The sequence below is a fragment of the Chryseobacterium sp. BIGb0232 genome (assembly GCF_024810195.1).
In the GTDB taxonomy this organism is placed as follows: domain Bacteria; phylum Bacteroidota; class Bacteroidia; order Flavobacteriales; family Weeksellaceae; genus Chryseobacterium; species Chryseobacterium pennae.
In genome coordinates this window covers 137,552-158,782 of sequence record NZ_JANUEH010000006.1, presented here as the reverse complement: position 1 = coordinate 158,782, position 21,231 = coordinate 137,552, and the positions used below count along the sequence as shown (strand labels likewise).

Annotated in this window: 16 protein-coding genes; 7 read left to right on the top strand and 9 right to left on the bottom strand. The window is 36.9% G+C overall.

Annotated elements, in window-relative coordinates; translation table 11 throughout:
• Window positions 1-90: 90 nt before the first annotated feature.
• Window positions 91-1,041 carry a LysR substrate-binding domain-containing protein gene (locus M2372_RS15380; protein WP_115969909.1) on the bottom strand — a complete coding sequence of 317 codons (951 nt, stop codon included), beginning with the start codon at window positions 1,039-1,041 and terminating at the stop codon, window positions 91-93.
• A gap of 133 nt (window positions 1,042-1,174) precedes the next feature.
• Here M2372_RS15380 and M2372_RS15375 point away from each other — a divergent pair, with 133 nt between their 5' ends.
• The 5 genes from M2372_RS15375 to M2372_RS15355 all read left to right on the top strand — a co-directional run bounded on the left by M2372_RS15375 (window position 1,175) and on the right by M2372_RS15355 (window position 5,480).
• Window positions 1,175-2,662 carry a catalase gene (locus M2372_RS15375; protein ID WP_123321096.1) on the top strand — a complete coding sequence of 496 codons (1,488 nt, stop codon included), beginning with the start codon at window positions 1,175-1,177 and terminating at the stop codon, window positions 2,660-2,662.
• A 105-nt stretch (window positions 2,663-2,767) separates the two neighbouring features.
• Window positions 2,768-3,535: an enoyl-CoA hydratase/isomerase family protein gene (locus M2372_RS15370; protein ID WP_115969905.1), complete on the top strand. Its 768-nt coding sequence runs from the start codon at window positions 2,768-2,770 to the stop codon at window positions 3,533-3,535.
• 52 nt (window positions 3,536-3,587) lie between these two features.
• The gene (locus M2372_RS15365; RefSeq protein WP_115969903.1) at window positions 3,588-4,010 is read left to right on the top strand and encodes a dCMP deaminase family protein; all 423 of its coding nucleotides are present in this window, start codon (window positions 3,588-3,590) and stop codon (window positions 4,008-4,010) included.
• Between the two features lie 6 nt (window positions 4,011-4,016).
• Window positions 4,017-4,931 (top strand): site-specific tyrosine recombinase XerD, encoded by a 915-nt coding sequence (gene xerD, locus M2372_RS15360; protein WP_115969901.1) that lies wholly within the window; start codon window positions 4,017-4,019, stop codon window positions 4,929-4,931.
• 36 nt (window positions 4,932-4,967) lie between these two features.
• The gene (locus tag M2372_RS15355) at window positions 4,968-5,480 is read left to right on the top strand and encodes an NUDIX domain-containing protein (RefSeq protein ID WP_115969899.1); all 513 of its coding nucleotides are present in this window, start codon (window positions 4,968-4,970) and stop codon (window positions 5,478-5,480) included.
• A gap of 196 nt (window positions 5,481-5,676) precedes the next feature.
• On the opposite strand, the gene M2372_RS15350 is transcribed toward M2372_RS15355, so the two are convergent.
• The 8 genes from M2372_RS15350 to M2372_RS15315 all read right to left on the bottom strand — a co-directional run bounded on the left by M2372_RS15350 (window position 5,677) and on the right by M2372_RS15315 (window position 15,102).
• Window positions 5,677-6,135: a heme-binding domain-containing protein gene (locus M2372_RS15350; protein WP_123321095.1), complete on the bottom strand. Its 459-nt coding sequence runs from the start codon at window positions 6,133-6,135 to the stop codon at window positions 5,677-5,679.
• Between the two features lie 5 nt (window positions 6,136-6,140).
• Entirely contained in the window at window positions 6,141-7,919 is a 1,779-nt protein-coding gene (locus M2372_RS15345) for an Ig-like domain-containing domain (protein ID WP_123321094.1), read from the bottom strand.
• A 25-nt stretch (window positions 7,920-7,944) separates the two neighbouring features.
• Entirely contained in the window at window positions 7,945-9,207 is a 1,263-nt protein-coding gene (locus tag M2372_RS15340; protein ID WP_123321093.1) for a serine hydrolase, read from the bottom strand.
• 196 nt (window positions 9,208-9,403) lie between these two features.
• Complete coding sequence (locus tag M2372_RS15335) at window positions 9,404-10,333, bottom strand: 2-hydroxyacid dehydrogenase (RefSeq protein ID WP_123321092.1); 930 nt, start codon at window positions 10,331-10,333, stop codon at window positions 9,404-9,406.
• Between the two features lie 142 nt (window positions 10,334-10,475).
• Window positions 10,476-11,027: an acyl-CoA thioesterase gene (locus M2372_RS15330; RefSeq protein ID WP_123321091.1), complete on the bottom strand. Its 552-nt coding sequence runs from the start codon at window positions 11,025-11,027 to the stop codon at window positions 10,476-10,478.
• A complete protein-coding gene (locus M2372_RS15325) occupies window positions 11,015-11,767 on the bottom strand; it encodes a hypothetical protein (protein ID WP_123321090.1) in 753 nt (250 codons plus the stop codon). Before M2372_RS15325 ends, M2372_RS15330 begins: the two co-directional genes overlap by 13 nt.
• A 181-nt stretch (window positions 11,768-11,948) precedes the next feature.
• The gene (locus M2372_RS15320; RefSeq protein ID WP_123321089.1) at window positions 11,949-14,084 is read right to left on the bottom strand and encodes a TonB-dependent receptor; all 2,136 of its coding nucleotides are present in this window, start codon (window positions 14,082-14,084) and stop codon (window positions 11,949-11,951) included.
• Between the two features lie 310 nt (window positions 14,085-14,394).
• Window positions 14,395-15,102, bottom strand: coding sequence for a WG repeat-containing protein (locus M2372_RS15315; protein ID WP_259080930.1), 708 nt, complete (start codon window positions 15,100-15,102; stop codon window positions 14,395-14,397).
• Between the two features lie 357 nt (window positions 15,103-15,459).
• On the opposite strand from M2372_RS15315, the gene M2372_RS15310 reads away from it, so the two are divergent.
• Both M2372_RS15310 and M2372_RS15305 read left to right on the top strand, forming a co-directional pair.
• Window positions 15,460-18,243: a bifunctional aconitate hydratase 2/2-methylisocitrate dehydratase gene (locus M2372_RS15310; protein ID WP_123321162.1), complete on the top strand. Its 2,784-nt coding sequence runs from the start codon at window positions 15,460-15,462 to the stop codon at window positions 18,241-18,243.
• Window positions 18,244-18,560: 317 nt separating this feature from the next.
• Window positions 18,561-20,828, top strand: coding sequence for an aconitate hydratase (locus M2372_RS15305; protein WP_123321087.1), 2,268 nt, complete (start codon window positions 18,561-18,563; stop codon window positions 20,826-20,828).
• Window positions 20,829-21,231 lie beyond the last annotated feature (403 nt).

The window sequence follows — 21,231 nt, the reverse complement described above, 5'->3', positions numbered from 1 at the left end:
TAAGCACTATTTTTGTAATACTCAAAATTTTTGTTTATTAATTATAATTTTCTTTAAATTAATGATTTATATCATTGTAAAGCCTGTTGGTTACTGAGGCTTTATGCTTACAAATTCTTTCGGACTTACGTGGTAATTCAGCTTCAGTTCTAAAGAATTTTTGATAGAGTGTGCCAATTCATCAATAATCTTCTGCTTAAAGGTTGGCTTATAGTAAATAATACTGATCTCTCTGTAAGGGAAAGGCTTCTTGAATCTGAAAACATTCTTTTTCTGCTCTTCAGAAAGCTGGCTTAAGGCAAGCTCCGGAAGGATACTGATCCCCCCAACTTTGTCTACCATGTGTACCAAAGTCTGGATATTGGAAGCTAAGAAATCTAAATTTTTAGGCTTCAGGGTATTTTCTTTAAGGTGACAGATATTTTCAAACTGATTTCTCAGACAGTTTCCTTCTTCAAGCAACCATACTTTTTCTACATTCAGCTCTTCAGGAATGATGTAAGCATTCTTTTTATTGGCTTCAGTATTGGAACTGTAGATCATCAGCTCTTCATTGAAAAGGAAATCCTGATAGAACTCATCTGCCGTATCGTAAGGAGTAGAGATAATCCCCGCATCCAGCTCTCCAGCTTTCAAAGCTTTAATAATATTATCCGTTGTCATTTCCTTTACATTCATCTGGATCTTAGGGTTTGTTTCTAAGAATTTAAAGATTTCAGTAGGCAAAATAAATGAAGAAACAGTAGGGATAATTCCAAGGTTGATGGTTCCCCCTAAAATGTTATTCAGCAGGTTGGCTTTGTTTTTCAGCTCATTGACAGATTCTATAATCACCTTGGCCTGATCGATGATCTGAAGACCTACATCTGTAGTACGGATTGGATGGGTAGTTCTGTCGAAAACCTTCACATCCAATTCATCCTCAAATTTCTGTATCATGGCACTTAAGGTAGGTTGGGTAATGAAGCACGCCTGAGCCGCTTTTCCAAAATGTTTATACTTATCAACAGCGATAAGATACTCCAGTTGCTGAATGTTCATTTGATTAATATTATCTATTACAAAGATATAACGTTTTTGTTATTAGCAATTAAAAATTCAAGTAAATTTGATAATTAGTACCTTTACAGTTCGATTTAGAAAATACGAGAACAATTATTCAAATCATCAATATATGGATTCTAAAAAATTAACGTTAAGCAACGGCGCACCTTATTTTGAGCATCAGGATTCCCAGACGGTAGGACCAAGAGGCCCGGTATTGCTGCAAGACTTTATTCTTCAGGAAAATCTTGCGCACTTCGTTAGGGAAAGAATTCCTGAAAGAATTGTACATGCTAAGGGAAGCGGAGCCTATGGAACCTTCACTGTAACGCATGATATCAGCCAATACACTAAGGCAAAATTATTTTCGAGAGTAGGAAATTCATGCAGAATGTTTGCCCGTTTTTCTACAGTTGGCGGTGAAAAAGGAAGCGCAGATACGGCAAGAGATCCGAGAGGATTTGCCTTAAAATTTTATACAGAAGACGGAAACTGGGATTTGGTAGGAAACAATACACCGGTATTCTTTATTAAGGATGCTAAAAAATTCCCGGATTTTATTCATACCCAAAAGCGACTTCCAAGAACGAATCTAAAAAGTGCCACTATGATGTGGGATTTCTGGAGCTTAAACCCTGAATCACTTCATCAGGTCCTTATACTAATGTCAGACAGGGGAACCCCTTATGGCTATCGACATATGCACGGCTTTGGATCTCATACTTTCTCCATGATTAATGATAAAAATGAAAGAGTATGGGTGAAATTTCACTTTAAAACAAAGCAGGGAGTAAAAAACTTCACAGATGAAGAAGCTGGAAAAATGGCTGGAAAAAATCCGGACTTTGCTCAGGAAGACCTTTGTAATGCCATTGAAAATGGAGATTTCCCAAAATGGACCATGTACATTCAGGTAATGACAGAGGAACAGGCAAAAGATTTCAGATGGAATCCTTTTGACGTTACAAAAGTATGGTTTCATGATGACTATCCGTTGATCGAGGTAGGAGAAATGGAACTGAATGAAGTTCCTATCAATTATTTTGCACATGTTGAACAATCTACATTCTCACCAAGCAGCTTAATTAACGGAATCAGTTTCTCTCCGGATAAAATGCTTCAGGGGAGACTATTTTCTTATCCGGATGCACACCGATACAGAGTGGGCGTAAACGCTCATCAGCTGGAAGTGAACAGATGTCCTTTTGCAGTCAATAATTATCAGAGAGATGGCTATATGGCAGATTCCAGCCAATATCAGGATAAACCGAATTACCATCCTAATAGTTTTGATGATATCACACCTGATGTTTCTTACAAAAACTATGAGTATGAATTAGATAGCGCTCATGTTGCCAATTATAACAGAAATGATAACGACAGCGATCATTATACTCAGCCGGGACTTCTTTATTCAAAAGCGATGAACGCAGAAGACAGGAACAATCTGATCCAAAACATTGTAGAAAGCATGAAGGGAATTAACGGACCTAAAAGAGAGGAGATCATCAACAGACAATTATGTCACTTTTTCCGCGCCAATATTGAGCTTGGCATGAAAGTAGCTTCACAACTAAACATCAATATCGATGCAAATATGATGAATCATTCAAAATAATCATATTGAACAATAAATTAAAAAAAAGGAAAAAAAAATAATATTTTTTCCTTTTTTTTGTAAAAAATTCATAATTTGCAGGGGATGATATTTTAAAGTGGAAAAATGAGTTACGAAAATATATTATTAAATAAGGAAGATAAATTATCTATCATTACAATAAACAGACCTGAAAGTTTAAATGCATTGAATGCAAAGACTATTCAGGAGATCAGTACAGCATTGGATGAGCTTAATTCTGACACTTCCTGCAGGGTAATTATCCTTACAGGCAGTGGAGAAAAATCATTTGTAGCTGGAGCTGACATCAAGGAATTCAGTGACTTCGGACAGGAAAAAGCTGAGGAACTTGCAAGAAACGGACAAAATACATTGTTCAACAAAATTGAAAATCTATCTAAACCTGTCATTGCTGCCGTAAATGGTTTTGCATTAGGGGGAGGTTTAGAGCTTGCTATGGCATGCCACATCAGATATGCATCGGAGAACGCCAGACTGGGGCTTCCTGAAGTAACCTTAGGACTTATTCCTGGTTACGGAGGAACTCAAAGGCTTCCCAAACTTGTCGGAAAAGGTATTGCCAACGAAATGATCTTCTCTGCCAAAATGATTCCTGCTCAAAAAGCAAAAGAAATTGGATTGGTAAATGAAGTATACCCTATTGAAGAATTATTAACCAAAACGAAAGAATTAGCGAACGCTATTGCCTATAATTCACCAATGGCAATATCGAAGGCGATTAACGCCGTGAATTTATCGGACACGGATAAAGGTTTCGAGACTGAAATCAAGTATTTCGGAGAACTTTTTGAAATGGAAGATAAGAAAGAAGGAGTAACAGCTTTCCTGGAGAAAAGAAAGCCAAACTTCTAATCTTTCAAAAAGATTTTAATCCAAATTATTTCGAAAAAACTAATGCTGCGGTATGAATAAGTTTGATAAAGCTTATCTAAAAATGGCCCAAGAATGGGCACAACTCTCCTACTGTAAGAGAAAACAGGTAGGGGCTCTTATCGTAAAAGATAGGATGATTATTTCAGATGGCTACAACGGAACTCCTATGGGATTCGAGAACTGCTGTGAAGATGGAGAGGGAAAAACGCACTGGTATGTACTGCATGCGGAAGCCAACGCTATTTTGAAGCTGGCAGCATCTACACAATCTGCAAAAGGTGCAACGTTATATTTAACATTGTCCCCTTGTAAGGAATGCAGTAAGCTGATCCTTCAGGCAGGTATTACAAGACTGGTGTATATTAATGAGTATTCAGATGACGATGGGATATCGTTCCTGAGAGGCCATAACATTGAAATAGAACAAATATCGGACTGTGAACTAAAAAAATAAGCACAAATGACTTGGGATGAAAAGATCAAAGATTTTGAAATATTTCTTCGTTTCGAAAGAAATTTTTCAGACAACACGCTCGACGCTTACGTTCGGGACATTAAGAAACTAAAAGATTACGCAGAAGAAGATCTGGCAAACGTCGGTCCAGATTCTATCGGTTACGAAAACCTGCAGGAATACATTTTCAATCTTTCTAAACAGAAATTCAGTGAGCGATCACAGGCAAGGTGGATATCATCCATCAAAGCCTTCTTCAAATTTCTGCTGGAAGATGAATATCGTGAAGACAACCCAGCAGCGTTACTTGAAGGCCCTAAACTGGGACTGTATCTGCCGGATACTTTAAGCCTGCCGGATATTAATAAAATTATTGCCGCCATTGAGGTCAATACAGATCTCGGAAAAAGAAACCAGTGTATCATTGAGGTACTCTATGGTTGCGGACTCCGTGTATCTGAGCTGATCGATCTGAAGATTTCGAATATCAACTTCAGGGAGCAATATATTAAAGTACACGGAAAAGGGAACAAAACTCGTTTTGTGCCTTTGGCTGATTACACAGCTGAACTGCTGGAAAGCTATATCAAAGAGGTACGCTCTAAAGGGAAAATCAATAAGAAATATGAAGACACTCTGTTTTTGAACAGCCGTGGCACTTCCATGTCAAGAGTAATCGTATTTCTTATTATTAAGGAACTTACAGATAAGGCAGGAGTTAATAAGAAAATTTCTCCACATACCTTCAGACATTCTTTTGCAACGCATTTGCTGCAGAACGGTGCAGATCTTCGTTATATTCAGGAAATGCTGGGGCACTCCAGCATTACTACAACGGAAATTTACACTCACCTGAAGACAGAAGAGCTGAGGGATGTTATCTTAACTTATCACCCGAGAAATATTAATATTGCTCAGTGAACCTGAAGATCCACCTTAGAAAATAATTATTGAGGAATGAAAGTATTGAAATATTGTCCAAGTTGTGGCAAAGAGTCTTTACATTGGGATGGCGAAAAGAAATGGAGCTGCCCTGACTGTGGTTTTACCCTGTACAACAATGTAGCAGGCGCTGTAGCGGTTGTTATCAGATGTGGTGATGAAATTTATCTTACAAGAAGAAACAGAGATCCTAAAAAAGGAAAACTGGATCTTGCCGGAGGGTTTGTTGATCCCAAAGAAAGTGCAGAGGAAACCTGTAAAAGAGAACTTTTTGAAGAACTTCAGCTTGACATTGATATTTCCAGCCTGAAATACCTGACAAGTCTTCCCAACATTTATCAGTATAAAGAGATTGATTACAATACGATCGACCTGTTTTATGAGTATACTGTTTCGGAGAAGTTTGAGGTCAGCCTTGAGATTTCAGAAATTTCAGAAGCGGTGTGGATTCCTGTACAGGAACTTGACCTTAATGAGATCGCTTTTGATTCTCAGAAGAAATTTTTTGAAGGTTATTTAAAGAAATAATTTTTGTATTATACTCTCCCGCAGATTTTGCAGATACAGCATATATTTGGGTTTTACCAGCTGCTTATTTTGTAAAATCTGCGGGAGTTTTTTTATTAATAAAAACAACTTTTCCCACAGATTTCACAATTTACACAGATACATTTAATATAAGTTCTGGGATGACTTGTGAAATCTGTGGGAATTGTATTTTAAATTAGTATGTTTTTGATTTCAGCATTTCATCAAAATACTGAATAAGCAAGGTTCTTTCTGCCTCAGACAGGTTAGCTTCCTTGTGATAAACAACATAACCAGGTAATGGCATTGTCTTGTGCTTAAGAGCCTCCATAGACCTATCAAGCATATTCTCTTTTAATTCCTTATTATAGGTTCCCCAAACAGAAAAATTAAGATGCTGACGCCCGTCATTCACATGGCTTTTTACCGACCATGAAATAGGTGCTATGTAAGCATACTTTGGATACACTGTTTCGTTCGAATGACAGTCATAGCAAGCATTTTTAAGAAGTGTACTTACCTTTTCCGGAGCATTTTTCATCTGAATAAAATTCAGTTTAGAATCAACCGGTTTATTTACTGTATCAATCGGGAAAAACTGTATAAGAGCAAACGCTACCAATGTCCAGAAGATTATTTTCTTTGCCGTCTTCATAAATTTTATTTAACCGGAGTTATGACTGCATCAGCAGATTTTACTTCTTTTTTGATTTCCTGTACTACTGTTTTTTCTTTTTCTTCCAAAGCAGGAGGAGTCGCAGCCGTTGCAGATGTATTGATCCCTTTTGGATTATCAAGTGTTCTGGTATCTGTAAGATCCCATTCTTCTCTTGTTTCCCATAATGCTTTTACCAAAGCTTTTTTGTAGAAGACATAAGCATCTTCCGCAAAGGTTTCAGTCGCGAAGTCTGCTTCATCCCAATATTTATCATTATTATTATCTACCAATATCCGGACAATGTATTCATTAGGTTTCAGAATATCAAATTTTACACGATCGCCTTTAGTATACTTTTGATACACTACTTTATCAGAAGAATCTAATAACTGGATCCAGTAATTAGATGCAGGTGCATTGGAGAGCGTGAACTCCAGACTTCCAAACTGCTCTACTTTATCAACAGTGAAATCAAAACGTTTGGATTGAGTATTTTTTGCATAGAAAGAGGAAACGGTTTCCTTAGGAATCGTCAGTTGATACTCTTTTCCATTAACAAAATCAGACTGTACCAGAATCTGATAAGGATTTACCCCTGAAATCTTAGCTGTAAATGGTAAAGTAGACAAAGAATCTCCCTTGGTAGCCAGTCTCCATTTTGATGGATCAATTTTATCAATAAAATAATTGGATGAGATTTTAAAATCAGATTTTGGATCCAGTGAACTTCCTCCGTTGTCGCTGAAGATGTCCATTGTATTTTTTTTATTGTACTTATAGAACAATGAAACTGAATACACAGTATCTTTTTTGGGTCCGATATTGTGGCTGAACATCAATTTCTCAGTTGTCTCCTGCCCAATATTATTCTTCACGGCATCAAACCAGATTCTAACTGAATCAGATTTTGGGGTGTGAGTTATTTTTATATCTTTAAGCTTATCATTGAGAGATTCTACTTTTACAACATCCGGATGGCCCTCAAAAGTCATAAGAACTCCTCCGGGAGCTTCCTTCATCTCTGAATACTTCAATGCTTTCTTCGATGGATAAACACTTAAATTCAGTCCTGAAATGGATTTCTCAACATCAACGGTTTCTTTTTTAAATCCTATTTTTTCTTTTCCGGGATCATAAACGGAATTTCCGTTTTCATCTTCGAAAGCTATAATTCTATATTTACCGGGAGAAAGGTAATTCAGTTCATAGTATCCGTCATCATCTACCTTGGTAATGTAATAGGGCTTTTGCTTATAGTTCATAGTATCTTTTACCTGATACAGTCCTACTACCATTTTATTTTCATTGGTTCCGGTTTTCTTCTTAATCTGCATGGCATCTTTTATGTCACCACTTATATACAGATCATCCAACTTTTCTCCTGTAGAAAAAGCAAAATTAAAATACCGAAGAATATTAGACTCATTATTATCTGCAATTGAATTTCCAAAGTTGAAATTATAAGTGGTATTGGCCTGAAGGGTATCAGCCCACTGGATAAGAACAAATTTATTGGCAATATTCGATGGAAGAATTCGCTTGATATTTTTAATTGGCGGAGAAATGATAAGGTTTTTATTAATATCCTTTAGGGTCACATATTCATCAAAATCCAGTCGAAGTTCGTGGATATCTCTTTTTACATTAATCCTTGTGGTATCAATATTTGAACTTAAAAATTTGGGTGCCAATGTATCTTTAGGTCCTCCCACAGGAGATCCTACTCTTGCACAAGAGTGTACAAGAAAACAGATAACGAATAATAAAAGAAACCTTTTCATGAAAATGTTTAAGCAAAAATAAACATTATTCTCCAAAAACTTCGTGTCCACTATTCAAACTATCTTTACTGTCATTCATTACAGTCTGAAGTTTCTCCTGCTGCAAAGGGAAATTTTCAAATAATCCTGATAATGCAAGTGCTGTATAAACTTTACCTGAATATTTATTTCCGATTGCCACGATGGTTACTTTAGATTTTAAAAGGTGAGCAAATACGGAATTGGATCCATGCCACCATCCGTTGTGGTAGGTTAGCTTTTCACCATTATCAAATATTTTCATTCTAAAACCTAATCCATAATTGTTCATTCCTGCCTTTTCATTGCTGTAAGGAGTAAATACCAGCTGCATCAGCTCCGGCTTTAAGAAATCCTTAGAGAACATTGCTTTGGAAAAATTGTATAAATCTCTGGGTGTAGTGTACACATTTTTATCTCCATAGATAAGATCAAGACGATCTAAAGGATATAATCTATTGGCACCATAATAGAAAGACTGAGAAGCTGTTGGAACATCTTTTTCCTGGAAAATATAAGTATGATCCATCTTCAATGGTATAAAAACCATTTCTTTCATCGCCTGCGGAAAAGGTGTCTTGGTTACTTTTTCAATCAGCAGAGCCAATAAGGCAAAATTTGTATTACAGTACATAAATCCGGTATCTGTATCTCTTGCCAGATCCGGTTTATATTTGATAATCATATTCAGTACATCCTGATTGGTAATAAACGGCTTGGAAAGTTCTGCCGGGGCAGGCTTTATCTGAGTGATAAAGTATTCGTATTTGGGTAATCCGCTTCTTTGATCCAGCAAGGTCTGAACGGTTACATTCGGATACGGAAATCCCGGAAAGAATTGGGTAAGATGATCAGTAAGCTTTATTTTACCGGCTTCTATCAGCTTCATCATGGCCATAGCCGTCAATGTTTTTGACACTGAAGCTACGTGTAATGGTGTATTCTTATCGATCGGCATCTGATTGCCTTCTCTACCGAAGCCTCTATAGTTTTCGTATAAAATCTCATCTCCTTTGGCCACTAAAATACCGCCACTAAGGTCACCTCCTTCCCATATTTTTTTATAGTATTGATCTATATAGCCTGTCAATGACTCTTTATTAGAAAGCTGCCCATCAGCTTTTGTAAAAACATTTCCCAGATCCACATTCCCATAGTTCGGAAGGTTGGTCATATTTTCAGCTGAAGCCTCTTTGGATTCAGATTTATTTTTGCAGGAAAAAAGGGATAAAACAACAGCTGTAGCAAGTACTAAATTACGCATCTTCATAAGATTCAAAAATGAGCGGCAATTTAATAAAAGTCAAAATTAAATTGTAAATATGAAAGGAACATTATGAATAATTTAACATAAAATCAGAAAAAAGGATAAAATCAAAGAAGGCTGAGGAAGCAGATATAGGAAGGAAAATCCTTTCATTATACCAGCTTCCTCAGCCTTATCAGTATTCTTTATTCATAACGAATCAGGAATAAGAGGCTATAATCTTATCTACAATAAACTGGGCCAATTTCTCTTTGCTCTGATGTGTCCATCCGGCAATATGCGGAGTTACCATTACTTTTTCGGATTCCAGAAGATATTGTAAGTCTTCATTTTCTGTTTCAAGATTCTCAAAAGAGGACTTTTCATATTCTAAAACATCTAAACAAGCTCCTTTTGCCTTACCTGCTTTCAATGCTTCTACTAAACTTTTAGTTTTTACATTTTTTCCTCTTGCAGTATTCACAAAATAGAAGTCATTTTTCATCTCAGAAATAAACGTTTCATCGATAAGATAGAGAGTTTCTGAAGTCAGAGGAATATGCAGACTCAATACTTCTGCAGATTGCTTTAATTCATCTAAGGTAACCTGAGTGGCAAATTCATCGGAAAGACCCGGAAGAAGATCATGGAAGATCACTTTACATCCAAAGCCTGAGAGTCTTTTAGCTGTAGCTTTACCCATATTTCCGTATCCTATTAATCCTACCGTTTTTCCCAGTAATTCATCTCCTCTGTTTTCTTCACGTTTCCAGATCCCATTCTTCACTTCCTGAGAAGCAATAAAAAGCCTGTTCATAATGACTAACAACATTCCTACAACATGTTCTGCAACAGAGTCTCTATTCCCTTCCGGAGAGTTGATCAATTGAATTCCCAGTTTTTCGGCAACAGGAATATCAATGTTTTCCATCCCCGCCCCTACTCTTGCAATAAACTTCAGATTCTGAGCCTGTTCAAGAAAGTTTTTATCTAAAGGAATACGGCTTCTAATGATAATACCGTCATAGTTTTTGATCTTATGGCAAACCTCATCATAAGTGGAAGTAAAGTCTTCTTCCAACATAAAGTTTTTAGCTAAAAGCTGTTCGGTGATGAGCGGATGATTTTTATCTAAAAGGAGAATTTTCATAATTTAAACACAAATGATACTAATGAGTTTCACAAATAACACCATCATTATTTTCAGAGAAAGGTGTTTGTAATTTTATTATATGGGTATAAAAATAAAATGCTTTTAATTTGGAGACCCAGTATTAAAAGCATTTCAAGTTTTATTTTTTATCCTTCTTAGGAGTTTGCGGCTCCTCCGGCTCCTGAAATAATTTCTTAAGTTCTACAGATTCCAAAGGCTTCATTCTTCCGGAAAGGATCAATGAAAGTTCTTTTCTACGGAAGGCTGCAGCATATCTTTCTTTTTCATCTTCTGTTTCCGGAACCATATCCGGAATTGGAATTGGGCGGTTGAATTCATCTACTGCAACGAAGGTATAGATCCCTGAATTGGTATGAATTTTTTTCTGATTAATAGGGTCGTCTGACCACACATCCACATAAACCTCCATAGAAGTAGAGAATGCTCTGGAAACTTTAGATTCCAAGACCACAACTCCGCCTTCAGGAATCGGATGATTGAATGAAACGTGATTTACAGATGCTGTTACGACTCTTCTTTCACAATGTCTTGCTGCAGAAATAGAAGCACATCTGTCCATTTTTGCTAAAAGTTCGCCACCAAAAAGGTTTCTTAGAGAGTTTGTTTCGTTCGGAAGAACGATATTGGTCATAATCGTCAGGGATTCTGACGCGGTTTTTATTTTTGCCATTTATTCTTAGTGTTTTTGGGAGCAGCCGGAACTGTTTTTGGAGCTTTCCCGGCAGGTTTTACCAATGAATCTTTCTTAAGGGAGTCTGAAACAGGAGTTTCCGGACCATGTACCACTACCTTCACCGTATCTTTTACAATTCTGTGGGTAGAAGTCTGTACAGATACTTTATTAAAGGATTTCTTCCCAAAGAGAAGTTCCTTTTGGGTAAATGCAAAGTATGCAATACCAAGAACCGGAATAATCAACAGGAAGAACCAAAGAATAGTCTTCTTGAATTTATAATCCTTTTCACGGTTTACTGAGGTGTTTACATTTTCACCATTATTGATGTCAGAAAATCTGATTTCTTCTAATCCGAAAAAATCAGGACGTCCCGCTTCCACTCTTTTTCCTTTGAAATGTGTATGTCCTTCTTCAATAAAGATGGTTCCCAGGTTTTGAATTTCAAGAACCTGTTCTGCCTGAAGTTTTTTCTTCCAAAAATCAGTCTGTATCTTCAGATCACTTCTCGATGCTTCTACAGACATCTGTTTTTCCTTGGCAATAAAAATGGTAAGGTCCCCTGCCTGTACTTCATAGTCAATTGTAAATTCAATCTGACTTGCAGGAGGCAGGATACTTCCGTTTTCGGAATTGATAATTGCCTTAGAATTTTTCAGAGAAAACACACCAAAGCCTGGAACCGTGACAGTTCCGTATTGTTTTAAATATTCTAAAATGTATGCTGAAATATTCATTTGGCAGCAAATTTATAACTTTTTCATGACTTTTTGAAGATATTTAACGCATATAAAAAAAAGACTGTCAAAGCAGACTTTTGAGTATTTCATATGAAAACAGGTTGACTATTCATGATCTCGAATCCCTTTCGGAATAAATTTGCAATCCCCTTATTTACAGTCATTCCTTTCTTTCAATCTATTGAATTTTCCAACTGATACCAAACATAAAATTTGTTCCTGCCTGCGAGAAGTAATAAGGAGCACCACTATATACAGCTCCATTATTGACATATTTTTTATTGAACAGGTTATTGACCAATAATTTCAAAGCGACATCGTTGTTAGCAATTTTAAACTGATACTGTGCATTAAAATCAGTCAGGATATAATCTTTTAGCTGTACATTCTTATCCTCTGTATTATCAAGGTATTGTTTCCCTACATACTGATTCATTAAAGCAAACTGGAAACTTTTAGATGGCTTAAATGTCAATCCTAAATTAGCAACTACATCCGGAGAGAATGAAATTTGGGTATTGCCCAGATTCTTAACCACTTTTTTGTTTTTCATATTGAAATCCAGATTTCTGTTCTGGCTCAAACTTATATTTCCGGAAACCTCCCATTGCTTTGAAAGTTTTGCCAACAAACCAATTTCGATTCCTCTTCTGTAGCTTTTCCCTGAATTGGTTCTGATAAAAGCTCCTACATTATTCAGTTCTCCGTTTAATACCAATTGATTCACATAGTACATATAGTACAGATTTGCTGTCACGGATAAAAATCCAAACTGCTTTTCCAGTCCCGCTTCAAAATCATGAAGTTTTTCAGCTTTAACACTATTATCAGCAATCAGATCATCTCTGTTGGGTTCACGGTGAGCATGAGCATAAGACAAATACACTTTCCCGTTTCCAATTCTATAATTCACCCCTGCCTTAGGATTGAAAAACAGCCATTTTTCTTTGATATTTCCTCCTTCGCCATCACCATCCAGCAGTATTTTAGTATCATAATTGATATTTCTCAGCTGAAGATCTCCAAAAAATTCAAAATCATTTACCCTTACAAGTGCTTTTGCAAACCCTGCCACTTCATTCTTCACAGAGCGTCCTCTATAATATTCATAGTTATCAATTTGTGGAAAGTACACTCCGGTTACTGTACCGTAATGCTTCCCATAATACTGGTTGGCTACTATTCCGAAATTAAGATCTACATTTTCAAATTTCCCATAAAGGGTAGAAACCAATCCATAAAAATGATTATCCAGCCATTTTTTTCTAATGAAGTCTGTAGTTTCTACAGGAAGTCCATTTACGACTGGAACAACTAAATTATAATTAGAATAATGCACTGCCTCCTTATCATTCTCATCCACTCTGGTATAATTCTCATAATATCCTTTCCCTCTTGTATAATGCAGAGTGGTTTCCAAATTCCAGGTATCATTGAACTTTTGTTCCCATAGAAATTGATAATGATTCTGGCGATAGTTGTCTGTTTCACCATCATAAAACTTCTTTTCACCGGTAAAAAGATCTATATATTCTCCGGAAGGATTATACTTCGGATCGGTTTCCCAGGTTTTTCTGCTGATTCCGTTCCATGCCTGATACGTTCTTTCTTTTCCTCCGAATGCCATTAGACGTAATCTCGTTTTCCCTTCTTCAAATAAAGCTGTAAAGTTATAAGAATCCAGATTGGATGATGCTCTGTCAATATAACCGTCAGAATGAATATGGGAATACCTTCCCATCACAGAAAGCCTGTTTTTCCAGAACTTACCAGTGCCTACTTCTGCTGAATATTTATAGGTATTGAATGACCCGTAACTGTCATCTGTTTTGAAGTAAAACTTCTCTTCAGGATCTTTTGAAATGACATTAATGCTGGCTCCAAATGATGAAGCACCGTTATTTGAAGTTCCAACCCCTCTCTGAATAACAATCTGGGAGGCTGAGCTCGTTAAATCCGGGACATTCACAAAAAAAGCACCCTGACTTTCTGAGTCATTAAAAGGAACTCCGTTCATCATTACATTAATTCCTCTTCCCGCAACTCCACGAATTCTGATTCCAGTGTAGCCCACCCCATTTCCGGCGTCCGAAGTGGAAATAACCGAAGTTTGATTTTTCAACAGGATAGGAAGATCCTGCCCCATATTTTTTCCGTCTAAATCTTTCTGAACATTAATAATCTCCTTAGCAACAGGAAGTCTTTTGGTAAAGTTAACCGCTTCTATTTCCCTGATTTTCAGAGAATCTTTGTTTTGAGCCTGAATAAAGGCCACAGAGCCTATGGTAAGCCCTAAAAAAAATAATCCTTTCATTCTATAAATCTTTAACATTTAATGAATAAAAGGGGATCGATAAGATATTATACAGGTTCAACCCTCAGTAGAGTTGATGTCCCTAAACAGCATTACCTGTTCCAGGTTCGGTGGGTATAATCTCAGCCTGTTAAAGCACCCCTTTATTTCAGCCGCAAAATTACGAAAAATATATGAGATGAATGGGATTCGGGATTGCGTGGTACAGGATTACAGGAAAGGTGATTATAAAAAGATTTGTTGTATGAAGAAATTAGAGTTATAAAAAATCTTCATCGGTAATGAATGACCATCATTCATCACTCATTTTCTAATACGTTTTGTTATTGGTATCAATGTAATAATAGTTCTTTCCATCTTTTGTCACTTCAAACATTTTTCCCAGCTTCCAGCTGAAGTTTCTTTTAATATTTGAATATTCGAAAGGAATAATGATTTTATTATTAACATCAATAACCCCAAATTTATCATTATTTGAAGCAACAATCATCGGATCAGCCACATCATCTCCTTCCATGATGTAGAGGTACTGATATTGCGGATAAATCTGATACTGACGGTAGTCGGCTGCATTAACGAATTTTGATTTTTCAATAATTCCATAGAACCCATTAAGAACATACGCCTGAAAAAGCTGCTGCTTGTACTCTCCAAACTTGCATTTTCCAAGATCAGAATCCTTAAACTGATAAACTCTTTTTCCTGAATGATTTACACGGTAAGAAATCATATCCTTTTCTACAGTTGCATACTCTCCGGTTCCAAATTTTCTGACTTTCTCATTAGGAGAATTCAAAAGATTACAGTCTTCATAAAAAAATACGGCAATATGATATTCCGGCTGAATGATATATTTTCCATTTTGATTAACGTACCCGAAGCTGTCTCCCTTCTTTTTAGGGATCAACAATGGAAGGTCTTTGTTAACAACTACCAGGTCAGGATTGTGCTTGACTACAGCATTTTTCTCTTTTTTTATGGTAGTTTTCGTAACGTTTTTCACTGTTGGTTTCTTCACAAATTTAGTCTGTGAAAAAACAGAAATCGAAATAAAAACGCACAAAATATTCAGGATATTTTTCATATTCACCTTTTGTCTGCAAAATTACGGCCAAAAATAGAAATTATCAAATTCATATTTATAAAGAATCTAAATAATTTCATTCTTATAAAATCGTAAAATTTCGTAATTTTGGGGAACATTTTGAATTGTTTAATAATTTAAAAAACTTTTAAAAAAATGTAGATTATGCTGACCTTCTTTGGTTAATGTTGCATCACATGCGAGATCTCAAAATGTCATTAATTGTATTTTATACAGACCAGTAAAGAAGCAGCGAAATACTCTACCTTTAATATTGAAAGACCTTCTATTATGAATATTTATAAGGATTACATCAAAGAGATTGAAGAAAGAAAAGACCAGGGGCTTCATCCAAAGCCAATTGATGGTGCTGAATTACTAAGCGAAATCATCGCACAAATCAAGGATTTGGGTAATGCAGATCGAACGGATTCTCTTAAATTTTTCATCTATAACACCCTGCCGGGAACAACAAGTGCAGCAGGTGTAAAAGCTAAATTTTTAAAGGAGATTATTCTGGGTGAATCCATAGTAGAAGAAATCTCTCAGGCTTTTGCTTTCGAATTATTATCTCACATGAAAGGAGGTAAATCCATCGAAGTATTATTAGACTTAGCTTTAGGTAACGATACTGCCATTGCTCAACAAGCTGCAGACGTTCTTAAAACTCAGGTTTTCCTTTATGAAGCGGATACAACGCGTTTAAAGGAAGCTTACAACAGCGGAAATGCTATCGCTAAAGAAATTTTAGAAAGCTACGCACAGGCTGAATTCTTCACTAAACTTCCTGAAGTGGCTGAAGAAATTAAAGTGATTACTTATATTGCTGGTGAAGGAGATATCTCTACCGATTTACTTTCTCCGGGTAACCAGGCACACTCAAGATCAGACCGTGAACTTCACGGTAAATGTATGATCACTCCTGCAGCTCAGGAAGAAATCAAAGCTTTACAGGCACAACATCCTGATGCAAGCGTTATGCTTATTGCTGAAAAAGGAACAATGGGTGTAGGTTCATCCAGAATGTCAGGCGTAAACAACGTAGCTTTATGGACAGGTAAGCAGGCTAGCCCTTATGTACCATTCGTAAATATTGCACCGATTGTTGGAGGGACAAACGGTATTTCTCCAATCTTCCTTACTACAGTAGACGTTACCGGAGGTATTGGTGTTGACCTTAAGAACTGGGTGAAGAAAGTAGACGAAAACGGAAACCCTGTTCGTAACGAAAATGGTGATATCGTTCTTGAAGAAGCTTATTCAGTAGCTACAGGAACTGTGTTAACTATTAATACAAAAGAAAAGAAATTATATAACGGAGATCAGGAACTGATTGACCTTACCAAATCTTTCACACCACAAAAGATGGAATTCATCAAGGCTGGTGGATCTTATGCGATCGTATTTGGTAAGAAGCTACAGACATTTGCTGCTCAGGTTTTAGGTGTTGAGGCTCCTGTTGTTTTTGCTCCATCAAAAGAAATCTCTCACGAAGGGCAAGGTCTTACGGCTGTTGAAAAAATCTTCAACAGAAATGCTGTAGGAACTACACCAGGCAAAGTATTACATGCAGGTTCTGATGTACGTGTACAGGTAAATATCGTTGGTTCACAGGATACGACAGGTCTGATGACTTCTCAGGAGCTTGAATCAATGGCTGCAACTGTAATTTCTCCGGTTGTTGACGGTGCTTATCAATCAGGTTGTCACACTGCTTCAGTTTGGGATAAAAAAGCTCAGGCTAACATTCCTAAGCTAATGAAATTTATGAACGATTTCGGATTGATCACAGCTCGTGACCCGAAAGGTGAATACCACTCTATGACTGACGTTATTCACAAAGTTCTTAACGATATCACTGTAGACGAGTGGGCGATCATCATTGGTGGTGACTCTCACACAAGAATGTCTAAAGGTGTTGCTTTCGGAGCTGACTCAGGAACAGTTGCTCTTGCATTAGCTACGGGTGAGGCTTCTATGCCAATTCCTGAATCTGTAAAAGTAACATTCAAAGGTGAAATGAAACCTCACATGGATTTCCGTGATGTGGTTCATGCAACTCAGGCTCAGATGTTGAAGCAATTCGGAGGAGAGAATGTATTCCAAGGTAGAATCATTGAGGTTCACATCGGAACTCTTCCTGCTGACCAGGCATTCACATTTACAGACTGGACAGCTGAAATGAAAGCTAAAGCGTCTATCAACATTTCTGAAGACAACACCCTAATCGAATCATTGGAAATTGCTAAAGGCAGAATCCAGATCATGATCGACAAAGGAATGGATAACCACAACAAAGTTCTTCAGGGATTAATTGACAAAGCAAATAAGAGAATTGAAGAGATCAGATCTGGTGAAAAACCAGCTCTTACTCCTGATGCTAACGCTAAATATTATGCTGAAGTTGTTGTAGATCTTGATGTCATCGTAGAACCTATGATTGCTGACCCAGATGTAAACAATGACGATGTTTCTAAGAGATATACTCACGATACGATCAGAGATCTTTCTTACTATGGTGGTGAGAAAAAAGTAGATCTTGGTTTCGTAGGATCTTGTATGGTTCACAAAGGAGACCTTAAGATCGTTTCTCAGATGTTGAAAAACCTTGAAAAGAAAAATGGTAAAGTAGAATTTAGCGCTCCTCTAGTGGTAGCTGCACCTACTTACAACATCATTGATGAGTTAAAAGCTGAAGGTGACTGGGAATTATTAGAGAAATACTCAGGATTCGAATTTAATGACAACGCACCTAAAGGAGAAGCTCGTACAGAATATGAAAATGTAATGTACCTTGAGCGTCCTGGATGTAACCTTTGTATGGGTAACCAGGAAAAAGCAGCTAAAGGAGATACTGTTTTAGCGACTTCAACTCGTCTTTTCCAAGGAAGAGTAGTAGAAGATTCTGAACGTAAAAAAGGAGAATCTTTATTAGCTTCAACTCCGGTTGTTGTTCTTTCTGCGATCATCGGAAGAATTCCAAGCATTGAGGAATATAAAGCGGCAGTTGAAGGTATTGACCTTACAACTTTTGTACCTTCTATCAAAGAATTAACAAGTACAAGCGCTCATTAATAGCATTGATCTTTAGTCGCAAGACTAGTCAAATTATATAAATGAAAGATTTTAGCCCTTTATGGGATCTAAAATCTTTCATTTTTTTGTTTAGAATCATTCTATTTTAAGTGAAATACGTTTTTTTTCCGAGAAAACCGAGAAAATAGAATCTATTTTTTCTTAAATTGAAAGTGATAAAATCTCTTGGTTTTACATTCAGAATCAGCCTATTCATAGATTATAGGAACGTTTTTTGATGTATAAAAAAATGATTTTTCTTTTTCAGACAGAAGAAAAGGAAACATTAATGGAAAAAGAACAAAACTAAATACGATATGACTTTTGATATTGATATGATCAAAAAAGTGTATGAGCGTTACCCTGAAAGAATTGCTGCGGCAAGACAAATCGTGGGAAAACCTCTTACCCTTTCAGAAAAAATTCTTTACACCCACCTTTGGGAAGGAAACGCTACAAAGGCACATGAAAGAGGAAACTCTTATGTAGATTTTGCACCGGACAGAGTCGCTATGCAGGATGCCACAGCACAAATGGCACTTTTACAGTTCATGCAAGCTGGAAAAACCAAAGTAGCTGTTCCTTCAACAGCTCATGCAGATCACCTGATCCAGGCGAAAGTAGGTGCTGATAAGGATTTACAGGAAGGTATTAACAAAAACTCCGAAGTGTTCAACTTCTTAAGTTCTGTATGTGATAAATATGGAATCGGATTCTGGAAACCAGGAGCTGGTATCATTCACCAGGTAGTATTAGAAAATTATGCATTCCCTGGAGGAATGATGATTGGTACTGACTCTCACACTGTAAACGCCGGTGGACTAGGAATGGTTGCTATTGGTGTAGGGGGTGCTGATGCCGTAGATGTAATGGCAGGAATGGCTTGGGAGCTTAAAATGCCAAAACTTATCGGGGTTAAATTAACCGGTAAAATGAACGGATGGACTTCTGCTAAAGATGTTATCTTAAAAGTAGCAGGAATTCTTACTGTAAAAGGAGGTACAGGATGTATCGTAGAATATTTCGGTGAAGGGGCAGAATCTCTTTCCGCGACAGGTAAAGGAACAATCTGTAACATGGGTGCTGAAATCGGAGCGACCACTTCTACTTTCGGATATGATGATTCCATGAGAAGATATCTTGCAGCTACCGGAAGACAGGATGTAGTGGATGCTGCTGATACAATTGCTGAACATTTAACGGGTGATACTGAAGTATATGCCAACCCTGAACAATATTTCGACCAGTTAATTGAAATTAACCTTTCTGAACTGACTCCACACTTAAACGGACCATTCACTCCGGACTTAGCGACTCCTGTTGCTGAATTCAGAGCTAAAGCTGAGGCTAACGGATGGCCATTAGAAGTAGAATGGGCACTTATTGGTTCTTGTACTAACTCTTCTTATGAAGATTTATCAAGAGCCGCTTCTATTGTAGAAGATGCAGTATCTAAAGGGGTAAAACCTAAAGCAATCCTAGGAATTAACCCAGGTTCTGAACAAGTGAAATTCACAGCAGAAAGAGACGGTTTCTTAGATTCTTTCAGAAAATTTGAGAATGCAAGAATCTTCACTAATGCTTGTGGACCATGTATTGGACAGTGGGACAGAGAAGGTGCTGAAAAAGGAGAGAAAAACTCTATTATCCACTCTTTCAACAGAAACTTTGCAAAAAGAGCGGATGGTAACCCAAATACCCATGCATTTGTAGCTTCTCCTGAAATGGTAGCTGCTGTAGCAATCTCAGGAAGATTAGATTTCAACCCGATTACTGATACTTTAACGAACCAAGCAGGTGAACAGGTAAAACTTAACGAACCTAAAGGATTTGAACTTCCTGCAAAAGGTTTTGCGGTGGATGACAATGGTTACCAAGCACCATCTGCAGACGGATCGAGTGTTGTCGTTAATGTAAGCCCTACTTCAGACAGACTTCAGTTGTTAGAAGAATTCCCGGCTTGGGATGGTAAAAATATTACCGGAGCTAAAGTATTGATCAAAGCTTTCGGAAAATGTACTACCGACCACATCTCTATGGCTGGACCATGGTTAAAATACAGAGGTCACCTTGACAATATTTCCAATAACATGTTGATTGGAGCCGTAAATGCTTACAATATGGAAACTAACCATGTTAAAAGCGAATTAACGGGTGAATACGGTGAAGTTCCTGCTGTACAAAGAGCTTACAAAGCTGCAGGTGTTCCTACCATTGTTGTAGGAGACCAAAACTACGGTGAAGGATCTTCAAGAGAGCATGCTGCTATGGAGCCTAGGCATCTTGGTGTGAAAGCAGTATTGGTAAAATCATTCGCGAGAATCCATGAAACCAACCTTAAAAAACAAGGGATGTTGGGAATCACTTTTGCTAATGAGGCTGATTATGATAAAATCCTGGAAGATGATACAGTTAACTTCTTAGATCTTGACCAGTTTGCTCCAGGAAAACAATTGACTTTAGAATTCGTTCACAAAGACGGAACTAAAGACATTGTTATCGCAAACCACACTTACAATGATCAACAGATTGATTGGTTCAAAGCAGGTTCTGCCCTTAACTTGATTAAACAACAAGAGAAATAAGATTAATTGTTAGATCGATTAATGATAAAAATACGGCTTCAGTAGAAGCCGTATTTTTTGTTTTTATTACTATTATATTCAATAGGAGCGGACTTTTAGTCAACTCTTAAAACCAATAACAATTCCAATGGCTTTAGCCAAAACTTAAAAAGCTGCTTAATCTCCGAAATCTGCATAAGAATAATTTGTTAAGATTTCTCGCAGATTTTTCAGATTACGCAGATTGATGATGGAAAGGCAAATCTAAACCTTATAGGTTTGAATACTCTGCACTATACTATTTTAAGAACAATATATTCTCTGATACGGTTATATTCATAAAGTCTTTAATACTGATCCACAATACTGAAACTTTGATAATTTAATGAAGTATTGAAAAAAGATTTAATAAAAAAATCAACAT